The 16612-nt window shown below is 42.2% G+C and carries 15 protein-coding genes; 4 read left to right on the top strand and 11 right to left on the bottom strand.

Annotated elements, in window-relative coordinates:
- Nucleotides 1-18: 18 nt before the first annotated feature.
- Complete coding sequence (locus tag CST_RS01155; RefSeq protein ID WP_169315994.1) at nt 19-921, top strand: sensor histidine kinase; 903 nt, start codon at nt 19-21, stop codon at nt 919-921.
- Nucleotides 922-934: 13 nt separating this feature from the next.
- On the opposite strand, the gene menA is transcribed toward CST_RS01155, so the two are convergent.
- On the bottom strand, nt 935-1963 hold the full coding sequence (menA, locus tag CST_RS01150) for a 1,4-dihydroxy-2-naphthoate polyprenyltransferase (RefSeq protein ID WP_015357968.1): 1029 nt from the start codon (nt 1961-1963) through the stop codon (nt 935-937).
- 134 nt (nt 1964-2097) lie between these two features.
- Here menA and trkA point away from each other — a divergent pair, with 134 nt between their 5' ends.
- Both trkA and CST_RS01140 read left to right on the top strand, forming a co-directional pair.
- Complete coding sequence (gene trkA / locus CST_RS01145; RefSeq protein ID WP_015357967.1) at nt 2098-3471, top strand: Trk system potassium transporter TrkA; 1374 nt, start codon at nt 2098-2100, stop codon at nt 3469-3471.
- On the top strand, nt 3468-4919 hold the full coding sequence (locus CST_RS01140; protein WP_015357966.1) for a TrkH family potassium uptake protein: 1452 nt from the start codon (nt 3468-3470) through the stop codon (nt 4917-4919). The genes trkA and CST_RS01140 overlap by 4 nt, the downstream gene beginning before the upstream one ends.
- Before the next feature lie 62 nt (nt 4920-4981).
- Here the strand turns inward: CST_RS01140 and CST_RS01135 are convergent, their stop codons facing one another.
- The 6 genes from CST_RS01135 to CST_RS01110 form a co-directional block, all read right to left on the bottom strand.
- A complete protein-coding gene (locus tag CST_RS01135) occupies nt 4982-7384 on the bottom strand; it encodes a glycoside hydrolase family 2 TIM barrel-domain containing protein (RefSeq protein WP_015357965.1) in 2403 nt (800 codons plus the stop codon).
- Between the two features lie 107 nt (nt 7385-7491).
- Nucleotides 7492-9123 carry an ABC transporter substrate-binding protein gene (locus CST_RS01130; RefSeq protein ID WP_015357964.1) on the bottom strand — a complete coding sequence of 544 codons (1632 nt, stop codon included), beginning with the start codon at nt 9121-9123 and terminating at the stop codon, nt 7492-7494.
- A 67-nt stretch (nt 9124-9190) separates the two neighbouring features.
- On the bottom strand, nt 9191-10141 hold the full coding sequence (locus tag CST_RS01125) for a carbohydrate ABC transporter permease (protein ID WP_015357963.1): 951 nt from the start codon (nt 10139-10141) through the stop codon (nt 9191-9193).
- Between the two features lie 11 nt (nt 10142-10152).
- Complete coding sequence (locus CST_RS01120) at nt 10153-11079, bottom strand: ABC transporter permease (protein ID WP_015357962.1); 927 nt, start codon at nt 11077-11079, stop codon at nt 10153-10155.
- A 177-nt stretch (nt 11080-11256) separates the two neighbouring features.
- Nucleotides 11257-12306: a LacI family DNA-binding transcriptional regulator gene (locus CST_RS01115; protein WP_015357961.1), complete on the bottom strand. Its 1050-nt coding sequence runs from the start codon at nt 12304-12306 to the stop codon at nt 11257-11259.
- 152 nt (nt 12307-12458) lie between these two features.
- Nucleotides 12459-12839 carry a PaaI family thioesterase gene (locus CST_RS01110; RefSeq protein WP_015357960.1) on the bottom strand — a complete coding sequence of 127 codons (381 nt, stop codon included), beginning with the start codon at nt 12837-12839 and terminating at the stop codon, nt 12459-12461.
- A 206-nt stretch (nt 12840-13045) separates the two neighbouring features.
- On the opposite strand from CST_RS01110, the gene CST_RS01105 reads away from it, so the two are divergent.
- Complete coding sequence (locus CST_RS01105) at nt 13046-13570, top strand: flavin reductase family protein (RefSeq protein WP_015357959.1); 525 nt, start codon at nt 13046-13048, stop codon at nt 13568-13570.
- 66 nt (nt 13571-13636) lie between these two features.
- Here CST_RS01105 and CST_RS01100 read toward each other — a convergent pair whose 3' ends face one another.
- From CST_RS01100 to CST_RS01085, 4 genes are all read right to left on the bottom strand, one after another.
- Nucleotides 13637-14509, bottom strand: coding sequence for a glycosyltransferase family 2 protein (locus tag CST_RS01100; RefSeq protein ID WP_015357958.1), 873 nt, complete (start codon nt 14507-14509; stop codon nt 13637-13639).
- A 126-nt stretch (nt 14510-14635) separates the two neighbouring features.
- Entirely contained in the window at nt 14636-14806 is a 171-nt protein-coding gene (locus CST_RS13450; protein ID WP_015357957.1) for a hypothetical protein, read from the bottom strand.
- Nucleotides 14796-15707 carry an amidohydrolase family protein gene (locus CST_RS01090; protein WP_015357956.1) on the bottom strand — a complete coding sequence of 304 codons (912 nt, stop codon included), beginning with the start codon at nt 15705-15707 and terminating at the stop codon, nt 14796-14798. The genes CST_RS13450 and CST_RS01090 overlap by 11 nt, the downstream gene beginning before the upstream one ends.
- A gap of 50 nt (nt 15708-15757) precedes the next feature.
- On the bottom strand, nt 15758-16606 hold the full coding sequence (locus CST_RS01085; protein WP_015357955.1) for a carbohydrate ABC transporter permease: 849 nt from the start codon (nt 16604-16606) through the stop codon (nt 15758-15760).
- Nucleotides 16607-16612: the final 6 nt, after the last annotated feature.

Raw genomic sequence — 16612 nt, 5'->3', positions numbered from 1 at the left:
ATTGTTTTCTATACAAGGATGGACAAAATTGCGGAACTCCAGCGGACAATGAATCTCATCCTGCTGATTGTTTTGTTTGTAGCCGCGTTAATTGCCACGCTGTTTTCGTCATACCTTTCCAAAAAAATTTCAACGCCTTTGTCCAAGCTCTGCGCCCATATCCGAAACATATCCGAAAGAAAGTTTAACCGTATACAAATTCCGGCTGACGACGAAATTCTGGAACTTGTCGACAATATTAACATAATGGTTGAAAAACTTGAATCTTACGATTTGGCCCAGAAAACTTTCCTGCAGAACGTCTCCCACGAACTGCGGACCCCGATAATGTCAATACGCAGTTACGCCGAAGGCATTGAGTACGGTGTCGTTGAAACCGATGAGGCAGTGAAAGTCATCCTTGACGAGACTCAGCGACTGACCAGGCTTGTCGAAAACCTGCTATATCTTTCAAGGCTGGATTCCATCGAGGAACCATACAATTTTGAAGTACTTGACTTTCATGAACTGTTACATTATGTTGCCATGCGGATGAAAGGAATTGCCCAGCAATCAGGAAAGGAAATCTGCACAAAAATAGAACCGGAATCGGTCAGGCTTTCGGGAGACGAGGAAAAACTCTCCCGTGCGATTACAAATATACTGGACAACGGTATACGGTATGCCAGGCATAAGATTGAAATAAATTCCCGAATCACCGGTGAGAATAACATCGAGCTTATAATCTCCGACGACGGACCGGGGTTTGACACCGAAGATCTAAAAAACGTATTTACAAGGTTTTACAAAGGAAAAAGGGGACATTTCGGCCTTGGGCTCTCAATAGCAAAAAGCATTATTGAAAAGCACAGCGGTACAATAACAGCAGGAAACACAGGTGAAGGCGCATTTATAAAAATAACACTGCCCGTGGCTGAATGAATGCTATGTTATTTTACCGAAAACATTGAATAATAATTGCAACTGCAGTACTTAAGATCAAAACCATGTTCATGACTGCGAAATTTTTAACCGACAAGGAAAATGTGTCCTTTTTTGTCTGCAGTTCAATGAACCTGTGAATGTTCTTCCGGACCGGAATGAAAGTTGCAAAAACCAACAGCGAAGTAGCGGGAATAAGGCCTGCAACGGCCGAAATCAAAATCTCGGCGAATGCGGCATAATACAGTATTTTAAACAAAATTAACGCCTTTTCCCTGCCAATGTGAACCGGAAGAGTGTATCTCCGGTTTTCCAAATCGTCCTCTATATCACATATATTATTGGCCAGCATGATGTTGGCTATTCCCGTAACCGCAGGCACCGAAATGAGAAAAATCCTCACTATTTCGGGTATATTGGCCTTCAGTTCCAGGATTCCCCGTTGCATTGAAAGGGCAGCTATCCGCTCATCCGCCACGTGGATATAAACCGCAAGAAAAGGTATTATAAAACCCATGAAAAAACCTGAGAACACTTCGCCCAGCGGCATTCTTGAAATGGGCACCGGACCTGCGGTATACAGAACTCCCACCGCAAAGGACATCATTCCCAAAATCAAAACAATTGCATTTGAATTAAGATAAAGCACAAATCCCGCAATAACGGCTATAAGCCCAAGAACCACTATAACTGCAACCGCCTCGGCTTCCTTTATATTATCCCTGACAATGGCATTGTGCTTTTCAAAACCATATCCCGTCTTTTTCCTCGCCTTTTTATAATCAAAGTAATTATTAATTGCCGTTGTCGTCATGTCGAAGGAGAGAAGTGAAACAAGCATCAGAACGAAATTTTTCAGACTGAAAGTGCCGAATCTGTAAAAAGCATATGCCGTACCCAATGCAAAAGGAATCATACTCGCAGTTTTCGTTTGGATTTCCACGTATTTCAGAAAACTTTTCACCTTCATACCCGATCTTGCCCTGCTTGAGATTTTTTTAATTATTATATCCGTCCATTTAAGGAAATTCAAGGCAGACACAATAAAAATCCCCTCCTTTCAGGTCTTATAAAGTTGAAAATAATAAGATATAGGTATATAATCTACTAAATAAATAACCCAGACAGACCAATAATAATTCTGTATACTGTTACCGCAGAACCGGGAGGATTTTTATGAAAATCATAATAATCGGCGACGGTAAAGTGGGATACAGCCTCGCCGAACAGTTGTCAAAAGAAGACAATGACGTCATTGTAATTGACAAGGACCCCGATGCTCTAAGAAGGGCAAATGAGAATCTGGACGTTTTATGCATAAGGGGCAATGGGGTAAGCACCAAAGTGCTGTTTGAGGCGGGGATTGACGAAGCCGACGTTTTAATAGCCGCCACAGCCAGCGATGAGATGAACATGGTCTGCTGCCTTACGGGTAAAAAACTCGGCGCCGCCCATACGGTGGCACGTATCAGGGATCCCGAATATGCGGACGAATTGTCCCTTATTAAAAACGAGCTGGGCCTTGACATGGTTATAAACCCTGAACGCGCCGCCGCCCGTGAAATATCCAGAATTCTTCGTTTCCCGGAGGCCGTAAACATAGAAACTTTCGCCAAAGGGCAGGTTGAAATGGTTGAAATAAAAATTACCGATAATATGCCCATTTCAGGAATGAAAATCAGGGACATATCCGACTTTGTTTCATCTTCCATTCTGATAGGCGCTGTTCTGAGGGAAGACGAAGCAATTATCCCCAAAGGGGATTTTCAGATTAAAACCGGCGATATTGCTTACATTGTCGGGAAACCTGCAAGTATAACCAAATTCTGCAGGAAAATAGGCCTTTACGCCCAAAAGATTAAAAATGTAATGATTGTCGGCGGCGGAAGGATTGCCTATTACCTGGCAAAGTTTCTTGAAGAATCGGGTATGAGGATAAAAATCATCGAGTCCAGTCATGAAAGATGCCTTACTCTTTCGGAGCTTCTGCCTGAAGCACTGATTATTCATGGCGACGGTTCGGATGAATCACTGCTGTATTCCGAAAACCTTCAGGAAATGGGAGCCTTTGTATCCCTGACCGGCCATGACGAGGATAATCTGATGCTGGCACTCCTTGCAAAACAGGCAGGTGTACCGAAAGTTATAGCAAAAATAAGCAGAAACAACTATGTCAACCTGATAAAAAGCCTTGGAATAGACAGTATTGTAAACCCCGGCCAGATAACCACAAACCTCATTCTGATGTTTGTCCGCGGCTTAAAAAATGCCCTTGGCAATCCCATAAAATCACTGTACAGGATAGTAAACAATCAGGCAGAGGCACTGGAGTTTACAATAAACGAACCGGCCAAATTTTTAGGCATACCGCTGAAACATCTTAAAATTTCGAAAGACATTCTTGTCGCCGTCATCGTAAGGAAAAATGAGATAATAATACCACATGGGAACGATTCCATAAAACGGGGCGACAGCGTAATACTTATCGCGAAAAACAGACAGATCTTTGACCTTAACGAAATTATTTCAACGGAGGGATCTGTTGATTGAATATCAGAATGATTTTAAGAATTGTCGGCATTGTACTGCTGATTGAAGGAACCGGCATGGTGCCGTCTTTTATCGTCAGCCTTATATACGCACAGGGTGATGCCATTGCGTTTCTTATTTCAATACTGATAACCGCCGCCTCGGGCTTTTTACTGTACAGAATACCCGTGCGGAACGGTAAATTTTACGCCAGAGACGGTTTTGCCGCAGTCGCCCTCGGCTGGACAGCGATATCCCTTTTCGGGTCAATGCCGTTTGTTATAAGCGGAGCCATTCCTTCTTTTATTGATGCATTTTTTGAAACGGTTTCGGGTTTCACAACCACCGGTTCGTCGATATTAAAAGACATTGAAAGCCTGCCGAAGGGAATACTTTTCTGGCGCAGTTTTACCAATTTTATGGGCGGAATGGGAGTACTCGTATTTACATTAGCGGTTATACCATCAATAGCCCCGGGTTCCATTCATATAATGAACGCCGAATCCACAGGACCAAGTAAGGAAAAACTTGTACCGAAACTTAAGGAAACCGTCAGGATTTTATATACGATTTACGTGGTAATGGCTACCTGTCAGATAATTCTGCTGCTGATTGCCGGAATTCCGCTGTATGACTCGCTGGTACACGCATTCGCGTCAGCCGGCACCGGAGGATTTTCAAACAGGAATTTGAGCGTCGGAGCCTATGGAAATGTATACGCCGAAGTAATTATAACCGTTTTTACAATACTGTTCGGAGTTAATTTCGGTTTGTATTACCGCCTGATAAACGGCGATATACGTGGATTCTTCAAAGATGAGGAGTTTCGTTTCTATATTGGAACAATCCTTGTCTCGATAACACTGATCACCATTGACCTCTATACCCACCGATTTTTCACCCTCGGTCAGAGTTTAAGACATTCCTCCTTCCAGGTGGGAACCATTATCACGACAACGGGATTTTCAACAACCGATTTTAATCTCTGGCCGACATTCAGTAAAATCATTCTGGTTATGCTCATGTTATTCGGTGCCTGTGCAGGTTCGACGGGTGGCGGTATCAAATGCATACGAATACTTTTACTGCTAAAAACTGCAAGACGTGAAATTGCGAGAATTATCCACCCTCGGGCGGTTCATACCGTTAAGGTGAGTAACAGAGTAATTGATGAAAATACCGTGAATAAAACATTGTCCTATTTCTTCATTTACATGTCGTTGTTTTTCATTTCAGTACTGCTGATATCCTTAGACGGCAAAGATTTGGTCACATCGGCAACAGCGGTTTTGGCAACACTTTCCAATATAGGCCCCGGCTTTGAAGCTGTCGGACCGACGGGCAACTTTTCTGACTTTTCGGCATTCAGCAAACTTGTTTTCAGTTTCGACATGCTGGCGGGAAGGCTGGAATTCTATCCGATCTTTGTCTTAATTTCACCCGAAGCGTGGAAAAGAGGAAATATTTAATTAATCAAACAGGCGGCAGTTACGCCGCCTGGAATAAACCGACAAAAACCGGCAACAGCATATTAAAAACCGTTTTTTACAGGTATTATAATCTCTGCGGCCTGCAGCCCCTCCGCAGCTGCTTTTACCTTTACGCTTCCTTCGGTCCTTCCTGCTTCGATATAAATCAGAAGTTTGCCGTTATGGGTTTTTCTGTACCGTTCCGAATACGGCGTTGTATCCCGGAGATCTCCGTTCTCAAGCCCCAAAAGCCTGCCTTCTCCTTCAACTGTTACATAAATTTCCTTTTCGGCCGTGCATACCCGATTGCCTTCTTCGTCCGTGATTTCGGCAATAACATGGGTGATATCCCTTCCGTCGGCATTTAAAAATTCATCGGTGCACTCCAGCCTTATAAACGAAGGCTCACCCGTAGTTTTCAGAACATACTGCCGAACTTCTTCCCCGGCGTCATTAAACCCTGCCGCTTTTAACTCACCTTTTTCAAAAGGAACAAGCCATGTTATATATCCGTCAGCGTAATCTGCTAACTTTTTCCTGCCGTATGATTTTCCGTTAAGAAACAGTTCAGCTTCGGCACAGTTGGTAAAGCACACAACCTGAACCATTTCGCCGTCGGAATAGTTCCACAGCGGTTTTAATTTTTTGTAATCTCTGTGGATATTTTCCACCTTCCCGGCACTTGACACGGTAAAAAGCCTTATAACCGGTTTATCGGACCACAAGCTCTGGCGGAAATAATAAAGGGGTTTTTCAAAGCCCGCAACATCCAAAAGTCCGGCTTCTGAACCATGACACGGCCATCCCTGTGTTTCACCCAGAAAATCAATGCCCGTCCAGAGAAACTGACCGGATATGAATTCATTTTCAACGACTGCCTTCCATTCTTCCAGCCCCTTTGTATTCTCGGTACCCAGTATTATCTTTTCAGGGTATTTTCTGTGATCTTCCCGATACAGATGTTCTTTATAGTTATAACCCACAACATCCAGGCAGTCGGCAAGCCCTGTAAGGTTTGACAGCTCTGGAAATGCCAGGGCTGCGGTTACAGGCCTCGTTTTATCAAATTTCTTCACAATTGATACAAGTTTTTTCGCTATTTTAACAAGATGCTCCGCATTCGGCTTGTTGGGATCATAAAGCCTTTCGCTAACCGGCTTGTTTTGATCGTTGTTTCCCGTCACCATCTTAAACATTGGATGGCAATAAGGGTCGTTCGGATAATCAATTTCGTTTCCTATACTCCACAATATTACCGACGGATGGTTTCTGTCCCGCAAAATCATCTGAGTTAAATCTGCCTCGTGCCAGACGGGGAAATCCTCGTAATATCCGTAATGAGCGGGCGGATATACATTATGTCCTTTTACCCACTTATTCTTAACCCCTTCCCATTCGTCAAACGCTTCATCTATCACCAGAAATCCCAACTCGTCGCACAAATCGTACAGTTCGGGCATATGCGGATTATGGCTCATACGGATTGCATTACATCCCATTTCTTTAAGCGCTTTGAGCCTTCTTTCCCACACCTTTTTCCTTACCGCGGCACCGAGGCACCCTGCATCATGATGCACACATACACCTTTCAGCTTCATGTTTTTCCCGTTCAGGAAAAAACCATTGTCAGGGCTGAAGTAAAAGGTCCTGATTCCCGTTCTTGTTTCAACCCGGTCAACAACCTTTCCGTCCTTTTTTATTTCGGTAACCAAAGTATAAAGGAAAGGATTTTCGGTGGACCACAGTTTCGGTGAGTACACCTTTATTTCCTGCTGATCACAGATTTCTCCTTCCGCATCAACGGGAACCTGTTTTTCAGACGACGCAACGGGGTAGTTTCCCGCATACAGCGTATGCCGTACCGATATATCCGCCCGCTCGCCGGTGGCGTTTTTCACGGTTGTTTGTATTTCAATCACCGCTGCGTCGTAATCTGCATTTTTTGTTGATACAAACACACCGTTTACGGGGATTAGTATGTGGTTTTTGAGAACCAGTGTCACCTTCCTGTAAATGCCCGAACCGGTATACCATCTTGAATCGGCTGCATACCTGTGATCAACCTTCACGGTTAATACATTGGGTGTATCGCCAAAACAGACAAAATCGGTTATGTCATATATAAACTGCGTGTAACCGTTGGGTCTTTTTCCAAGATAGTAGCTGTTGCACCAAACCATGCTGTTGTTATACACTCCGTCAAAAACCACATACACCCGCATACCCCTGCATTCTTCAGGAAGGTAAAAAGTTTTTCTGTAAAAACCCGTACCAGCGGGCAAATACCCCGTCCCACTGGAATGCGCTGTTGAAAATTCATGTTCCACAGCCCAGTCATGGGGTATGTTCACGGTACGCCATGAACTGTCGTCAAAACCTTTATACCAGGCATCCTGTTCTTCGCCTTCCCTGAATTTCCAGTCGAGGCACAAATCAATTGTGTGATGCAAAATTTCTCTATTCATAACCCACCTGATCCTTTTACAGGGTTCAGGCCGTTCTTTAACGGCCCGAACCTGTGTTTTATTTTTATTTTTAAATTTTTGGTTTGCCATGCAGTCAGTCACTCGGATTAATCCAAAGAATTCTTGAATTCGGTAAGCTGGCGCTGGACTTCCTCAAGTACCTTGTCATAGCCGGCCAGTTTAAGCTCCCTTCTGAAAGCCTCAACCGCAGCCGCCGGATCGCCTGCCTTGCCCACACAGATGGCAGGGAGGTACCTGTTGATTACATCGCTTAATGCCGCCAGTTCACTTTCCACCGAAGATTTGTCAAATACAAAACGACCGTATCTGTAAGGTTTTGCATAACTTTCGAAATTATCATATATTTCTTTCCAGTTGTCTATAATGGTTGCGCTCGGATACTTCAGCTCAAATTTGTCCATACGTCCGCCCCAGAAATTGGATGAAAAGCTGTGCTGTTCAGTGTTATACCCTTCTGGCAGATCCCTTTGCCCCTTTTCGTTTATAATGTACTGTACGCCTTCTATACCCCAGTTGAAAAGCCTGTACATGGTTTCATCATTGCGAATTAAATCATATACCATAAGCGCCCTTTCAGGATTTTGGCATCTTGCGCCTACTGCTGTCGCTCCGTGGGTAATCGACATTTTCGTCAGGTTCTTGCTTTCTTCGCTCCACGGGAAGAACTGCAGATCTGCACCAGGTATCTCTCTTTCCAGTTCCTTATATGCATATACGTATGTCTGGGTATGATGCTGGCGCGTTCCGGTAAGCCCGGCCTTAAACTGAGTCCAGGTATCGGCGGTATTGTTGAGTACGTCATCTCTCCAGTAACCCGCGTCCGCCCATTCCTTCATTTCGGTTGCAAAATCAAGAAGCATGTCATAACCGTTATCAAGAGGGAAATAACGGGATACTACAACCCACCACTCGTCATCGGACTTTCCATAGGCAAGCCCGTCGGGTACCGGATCTATGCATATCAGTGATGATTTTGAGATCGTCCAGCCGTCATACATCTCTTTCATGTTTGAGGCACCTGATATGTCATAGGGAATAACGCCCTTATCACCGTAAAGATCCTTAACTCCCTGCAGATAAACCTGGAATTCATCCCAGGATTTTATCGGCTGGGTAATACCTATTTCCCTTGCCCAATCGCCCCTGTACATAAAACCATGGTTAATCCATTGACTATACATATCTTCAGGAATGGCTATAATATCGCCCTTGAAGGTAACTTCAGCCCAGTGATCCTCCGGAATTGATTCCCAGGTAATCGGAGCATATACCGGTAACAGATCATTCAGTGCCAAAAAAGCTCCCCTTTGCGCATTAGGCCACATTTCAAGCCAGTCGGAAGCAGTATTGATAAGGTCAAGGTTTTCGCCTGAGGCAAGTAACAGGTTATACTTAGTGAGATAATCTGTCCATCCTACATATTCGATTTCAAGAGCACAATTCAGTTTGTCTTTCAGGTATTTGTCCCATTCGGCCTTTACAGCTTCATACTGGCCGTTCGTAGGTTTATCTCCCAGAGACAGGTGGGTTATCGTAACAAACTTTGAAATATCAATTTCCTTGCCACCCCAAGTCACAGTCTTAGAAGTGTTACTGTTTTTATTGTCATTACCGTCATTTCCGGAAGTTGTCTTACCGCACGCTGTAACCGAAATTGCCATTACAACAGCGAAAAAAAGTGCAAAAAGCCTTATGAGACTTTTTTTCCTTTTTTCCATAAAAAGTCCCCCTTTTTTAAAGAATTTTTTAATTTTATTTCAGATAACCTAAAGGTTATTTGAAATTCTAACCCTTAACTGCACCGATGGTAATGCCCTGTATAAAATACTTCTGAACGAACGGGTATGCAAATATAATAGGGCCTGTGGCAATTACAGCCGTCGCCATTTTCATTGATTCCATGGGAATATCAACCACCGGAATATTGGAAGCTGCGGCTGAATCCCTGATATACTTTGCTTCATTTACAGTGTTGTACAAAAACAGCTGCAGTGGTTTGTAAATCACTTTACTCGAGAGGAAAAGCATTGAATTATACCATTCGTTCCAGTATGAAAGAGCGAGAAACAGGCCGACAGTCGCCAGGGCTGGTTTGGCAGTAGGAAGAATTATCTTCAGGAATATGTAAAAATCACCTGCACCGTCAATGGTAGCTGATTCAGTTATGGAATGAGGAACGGATTTTAAAAAGTTTTTCATAAGGATTATCAGCCACGGTGACATCATAAGAGGCAGAAGCACCGCCAGATAACTGTCCTTGAGTTTCAAAACCTGTGTCACCAGCAGGTAAAATGGAATTAATCCGCCTGAAAAGAGTGTTGTAAAGTATATGTAAAAGGATATTGCGTTTCTTAACGGAAAATCAGGCCTTTGCAGCGCATAACCCGTCATGGCTATAATAAACAGCCCTATAGCAGTTCCGACAACTGTCATTCCAACAGTCACCGCATAGGAACCCAAAATCTGCTTCGGATTCTGGAATATCAATCTGTATGCATTGACACTCAAAGCCCTCGGTATAAGCGAAAAACCGTATAATGTGATGCTTTTTTCTTCTGTAAAAGAAGCGGAAATTATGAGCAGAAACGGAAGCAAGCATAATATTGTCATGATTCCGGTAATAATAACCCCTGTAGCCTGGACAACCTTCTGGGATTTGTCTACAACTTTATGAGCCCCCTGATATTTCCGCGCATCAATACCCGCTAAAATATCGGAATTTATGTTGTTCTGCATTATGCATCCTCCTAAAACAATGAATATTCGGGGTCAATCTTCTTTACTATTGTGTTAACGGTCATCACAAGAATGAACCCGAACAGAGACTGATACAACCCAACGGCACTTCCCATCGAAAAGTTAAAATTAACGTTCAGTGATCTGAACACAAAGGTTTCTATTATGTCGGTTGTCTCAAAAAGTGCCATGTTGTTTGCCCCGGTAAGGTTGTAAAACAGTCCGAAATTCCCCTTCATTATTCCGCCCAGTGCAAAAAGCAGAAGAATCACGAAGGTGGGTTTCAGGCACGGAAGAATTATGTAACGTATACGCTGAAAAGCATTTGCACCATCGATCTCACTGGCCTCCAACATCTCTGAGTCTATCCCCATTATCGCCGCGAAGTATACAATGGAACCATATCCGGTGTTCTGCCAGAGATAAGCAAGAACTATAATGAATGGCCATATTTCCGGTATTGAATAAAAATTGATGGTATTTCGCCCTGCCTGTTTTAGAAGTGAATTTATAAAACCTGTCTGCACATTCAGTAAATTGTACGCAAAAACGCCTATAACCACCGACGAAATAAAGTACGGCAAGAACATAATGCTCTGAGATATTTTCTTGTATATACTGAGTCTTCTCCCCACCATTTCATTAAACAGAATGGCAACAGTGACCTGCAGTATGTTTCCGGTAATGATAAACGCCAAATTATAAAGTATGGTGTTTCTCGTCAAAGTCCATAATTGTCCGGATAACACCAGAAATCTGAAATTATCAAGCCCTACGAACGGACTTCGGAAAATTCCGTCTTTGTAGTTATAACGTACAAAAGCAAGCCACACACCGGGCAGCGGAAGATAGGAAAATACAAAGAAGTAAACTATCGCAGGTATACACATGAAGAGGAGAGTACGCTTTTTAATTATTCTTTTAATTTTTCCCTTCATAATAACCCTCAAAAAGTTTATTGTAACCGGTTACATTGTTATTATAAAATTATTTATGCAATATGTCAATATTAAATATAAAAAATTTAAAAATAATTAGAGTATATAAACAAATTTTAACTGAAAAACAGTAATATAAAACGGGTAACCTGGATGTAACCGATTACCCGTTTTATACTACCATTTTCTCGGAACTGAGCAGGACTCTCTTTCAACAAGGTCCATTTTCAGACTGATATTTGTAATACCTTTCATAGGCTTATCATTAATCATGTTATTCAGAAAATCCACAGCCATGGATCCAAGTTCCATATACGGGTGAGACAATGTAGTAAGCTTTGGCATTGTTATCATTGAAATGGAACTATTGTCAAAACCCAAAACCGAAAAATCCTCAGGCACCTTATATCCCTCAGAAATACAGGTATTTATCACACCTGCCGCTACTTCGTCGTTAATGGATATTATGGCGGTGGGCAGTTCTTTTTCTTTCAAAAGTTTCAGCATTGCCTCCACGCCGCCCTGATATGTATAGCTGCTTAATTTAATCCATTCATCCTTCATAGTAAAATCATACAAATCTTTGGCCTTTTCCAGCGCATTCAGCTTAATATCGGTGGACATAATACCCCGAATGCCACCGAGGAAACCGATTTTTTTGTGCCCCAAACCGGTTAAATAGTCAACTGCCTGAAACATCGCCTCATATTCATCGGAACTCACTGATGCACAGTTATCGTAATAATTGTCCAGTTTTCCGTTTATTATCACAACGGGCGTGGGATAAATTACGTTTTTAAGCAATTTAACATACTGAACATTGGTTACCGTTTCGTTGACACGGCCTCCAAGAAGTATCAGTCCGTCCACCTGTTTTTCACTCAGTCTCATAGTGTAAAAGTCCTGTAAAGCGTTATCACTCATTGTATTGCACAGAAAAACCGTCTGGCCGTATTCTATCGCCGCCTTCTCTATTTCCAGAAAAACCTTAGCGAAAAAGTGGTTGGTTATTTCAGGAAGTATCACTCCTATGGATTTTGTTCGCTGGGTATACAACCCCCTGGCCAGCTCATTGGGTCTGTAATTGTATTTTTCTATAACGCTCTGCACCAGCTTACGCGTTTCTTCCCTGACCGCTCCGCTGTTGTTTATCACCCGTGAAACCGTTGCAACCGAGACGTTACATTCCCTGGCTATATCTCTTATTGAAACTTTTGTCTTTTTCATATAAATCCTCTTGCCCCGCTCTTTTGAATATTATACAGTTACATATTGTCTGAATTTTTATAAATTCGTATGAAACAATAATTACCAGAATTATAATTGTAACGCGTTACATCCTTAATTATAGTACGTTTTTTAAAAATCCCTGTCAAGTGTTATTTCTTCCTGTATCCTGTAAAATGGACCTTTGCCACCAAATCGGCGTTTCCGTCGTTCACTTCCACATCATAATGGCATATTTTCCTGCCTGCCTTCAGTTCCCTTGCCACAGCTGTAAGACGTGACCCCTCCGGGGATTTTAAATATGATATGTTTGCGTTAACCCCCACGGTAACAATTCCGTTATTATTTGAAGCTGCTGCAAATGCGAAATCTGCCAGCGTAAAAATAGCTTGAACGATGTTCAGACCGTTCATGTGATTGTCGGTAATTTCCATTTCTACCACGGCATATCCAGGCTCAGCTTTCACAATTTCAGCTCCGATGTATTTCGCAAATCTGTCGTTACATACAGTATGCATTATATTTGAATCCATAAAATCCTTCCCCTCGCATATAAAATTCATATCATGCGTAAAACTTCAACAAAACCCGTTATAAGCCTAAATATAGCACAATACCGGCTACAAAACCATTGGTCAGGAAACAAATTTCCCATGTTAGCGAATAAAATATCCCTTTATGCCGCATTATTGTGTTAATATATAATAAAATAACACTACCATTTCCGGGAGGTGCAGAGATGGCTGCAAAATTTGTAAAAATATCGCCGCAGGATATAAGGGACAATCCGTTTAAAGCAATAGGAGACGAATGGATGCTTGTTACTGCCGGAAGTCTCGGCTCATACAACACAATGACTGCCAGTTGGGGCGGGTTAGGGGTGCTTTGGGGCAAAAACATAGCCTTCTGCGTGATAAGACCCACCCGTTACACTTATGAATTTATGGAAAAGGCCGACACTTTCACACTGTGCTTCTTTGACGGAAAATATAAAAAAGCACTGAGTTTTTGCGGCACACATTCAGGAAGAGATTATGACAAAGCCAGGGAAACCGGGCTTACCGCCGCCGAAACCGAAAATGGATCGGTTTATTTCAATGAAGCAAGGCTGGTCCTTGAATGCAAAAAATTATATTATGATGACATAAACCCCCGTAATTTTGTTGACCCGGAGATAGATTCCCATTATCCTGACAAGGACTATCACAGAATGTATGTCGGCGAAATTATAAACGTACTAAAAAAAGCCGATGACACGGAATGATTTAAAACACGGCGGGCGGATGTTTCTTTTCTCCGCCCGTTGTGTTTTTTTAAACTTTCTTAAAAATTAACCGCTTTTTCTTCTCCTTAAAAGATTTATACAGTTTTCAAAGAAATATGTGTCGCCATAGCCCAGTCCGCCGTCTTTGGCATACGCAATAAAAAATTTCCTTATCTGCGCTCTGTTCTGTTCATATAATTCGGTGCTCTCAAACAACTCCTTGTAGGATTCAAAAAGCTTTATTTTCATACTTATTATATTCTTGAGAGTGCACTGTTTTTCCACAAGACTGTTTTTGGTCTTAACATAGTAATAAATGGGAATATTCAGAGAAGCAAAGGATTCCGAGTATCTTATGTAATCGAGGTTAAACAGGAAATCCTCGCACCAGTTCAAATCGGTGCAACATGTTATTCTGTGTGCCTTTATTATGTCCGCCCGGTACAGTTTATTCCACATAACACCGTAATAAAAATTTGCGGGTGCTTTCATCATGTGGGAAATGAATTCTTTTTTGTCCATAACCTTATTGTCCGGAATATGGCCTTTTTCGGATTTTTTCCCGTTAATTACCCGGTAAAAGCCCGATATAACCATATCACAGTTAGTTTCAAGAATCCTGTCCACCAAAACTTTTGTAGCATTTTCACTAATCCAGTCGTCACTGTCAACAAACTGGAAATATTCTCCCGAAGCATGAGCCATACCGATGTTTCTGGTATCCGAAACCCCGGTGTTCGGCTTGTCTATTACTTTTATTCTCGAATCCATTTTCTCATATTCCCTGCATATTGAAAGGCTGTTATCGGTACTTCCGTCATTAACAAGAATTATTTCGGTATTTTGATACTGCTGTTTCAAAATACTGTTAACACAACGGACCAGTGTCTTTTCCGCATTGTATACAGGAACTATAATACTGACAAGTGGTAATGCCATATTTCATCCCCCAAAATTTAGCCTGTTTATCCTGCATAAGCATTAGAAGTTAATTTTTTCATTTTTACACGTACATATTATTATATCATGAGATAAATCGATTTTTCCACATAATGAAAAATCATTTTACCGGTTAATATTGTCCCAACCGCCGATTGTACGGTATCTGGTTGCAAAAAGCATAAAAAAACGGGAGTACACTCCTCCCGTCCGCATATTTCCGGTATATTTGTATTCGTCCGGAATCCGGCTTAATTTCCGGTAACCGGTAAAAAGCTTAAGCGTTTTATCCTCCAAAATATACCTGCTCGGCATTCCTGAAAAACACCTTTTCCTTTTCGGAATCGGTAAACACGTCCGACAGCATTATATAATCAACCAGATTCATATAACTGTCCCTTGTCAGTACAGACGGAATGTCGGAACCAAATATCAGCCGGTCTGCGCCCACAATTTCCTTCGCTGTTTTAAGGTACTGCTGCGCTGTAGGATACGGGTATTTTTCAGGCCTTACGTTTGAAGGCAGTGCCGCAAGGTCAAACCACACATTTGGAAGATTCAGTTTCTTAAGTTCGTCGGTCACAACTTTTTCATCGTTAAGACCCGGCGCAAGAAGATGGCATACCACAAATTTCATTTCCGGATAGCGCAATATCGCATTTCTCAGCTTATCCACCTGAAAACTCAAAGAACCGGGCCTGCCGATGTCTATTACGAAAACAAGGTTTCTCTCATTAGCGTCACTGAACACCTCATCCATTATTTCGCCGCCCAAATCAATCCTGCCGTGGTAGCTCATAAGGCCTGATCCTGTGCTTACCTCAAACTTGACAATTTTGAAGCCAAGTTTGTTGAACAAATAATCCCGTATTTTATCCTTTTCAAGACAGAAAGGATCGTAGGTGGCGGCGCCGGTAAACCTGTCGGGATATTTCTGAATTGCCTGGTAGGTGTAATGGTTCTGAAAACCATAAAACGAACCCTGAAGCAAAACGGCTTTTTCAATATTGTTCTGATCCATAAATTTTATAACGGCTTCAGGGGTAACATCGTACTCACCAAGTTCAGGCGGGATCAGGTTTATTATATCCCCTGTCGACCATATTGCCTGGCCGTTTCCTATGGCCCTGAGCTCACCCTTTGCACCGAAACCTGCAATATTCTGTATCACATGTACATGGGCATCTATTATTCTCATAAAACCTCTTCCCCCCTGAAAATTAATGGTAATGTTAAAGCGGCAAAATGTCAACCTTTAATGCCGGTGGTGCTTATACCCTCAACCAGATACTTCTGGAATGAAAAGAATATAATTATAACGGGCACCAGAGACAGCACCGACATTGCATATGCCGCACCCCAGTCCGACTGGGCCGAAGGATCGGTAAACATCTTTAACGCGACCGATATCGTATACTTATCAATGTCAGTCAGATAAATCATCGGCCCGAAGAAATCATCCCATTTCCAGTAGGTTGCGAAAATCATCGCCGTTATCAGCGCCGGTTTTATAAGCGGCAATATAATTCTGCCGAAAATACTGTACTTTGAACACCCGTCTATATATGCCGATTCGTCCAGTTCCACCGGAATTCTTCTGATGAACTGATAAATCAGGAAAATAAAAAACGGGTATCCGAAAAACCCGGGTACTACAAGCGGAAGCCATGTATTTACCCAGCCAAAGGAATTAAACATTATATACTGCGGGATTATCAGCACCTGCGCCGGCATCAGCATCATCACAATCATTACCGAAAACCAGACTGACCTGCCTTTAAACCTGCACCTTCCGAAGCCGTAGGCAATAATAGCTGATGACGTTACCTGGCCTATTACTGCAATGACCGTGATAATAATTGAATTTTTAAAGAAAGTTGCAAAGGTGGTACCTCCAAAACCCTTCCATCCGTTTATATAATTTCTGAAATACCACTCTTTCGGAAACAAAGAAGTAGGGTTCTGAAAGATATCCTGCTGGGTCTTGAATGAGCCGAACACCATATACAACAGCGGATATATCATTAAAATGCAGGAAAGCGTTACCAAAACATGAAACAGTATTTTTCCGATTATCTTCTTTGTTCTGTACGACATATTCCA

Source organism: Thermoclostridium stercorarium subsp. stercorarium DSM 8532, from assembly GCF_000331995.1.
Lineage (GTDB): Bacteria > Bacillota > Clostridia > DSM-8532 > DSM-8532 > Thermoclostridium > Thermoclostridium stercorarium.
The sequence above is the reverse complement of the archived record's forward strand: the minus strand, read 5'-3'. Positions and strand labels throughout refer to the sequence as shown.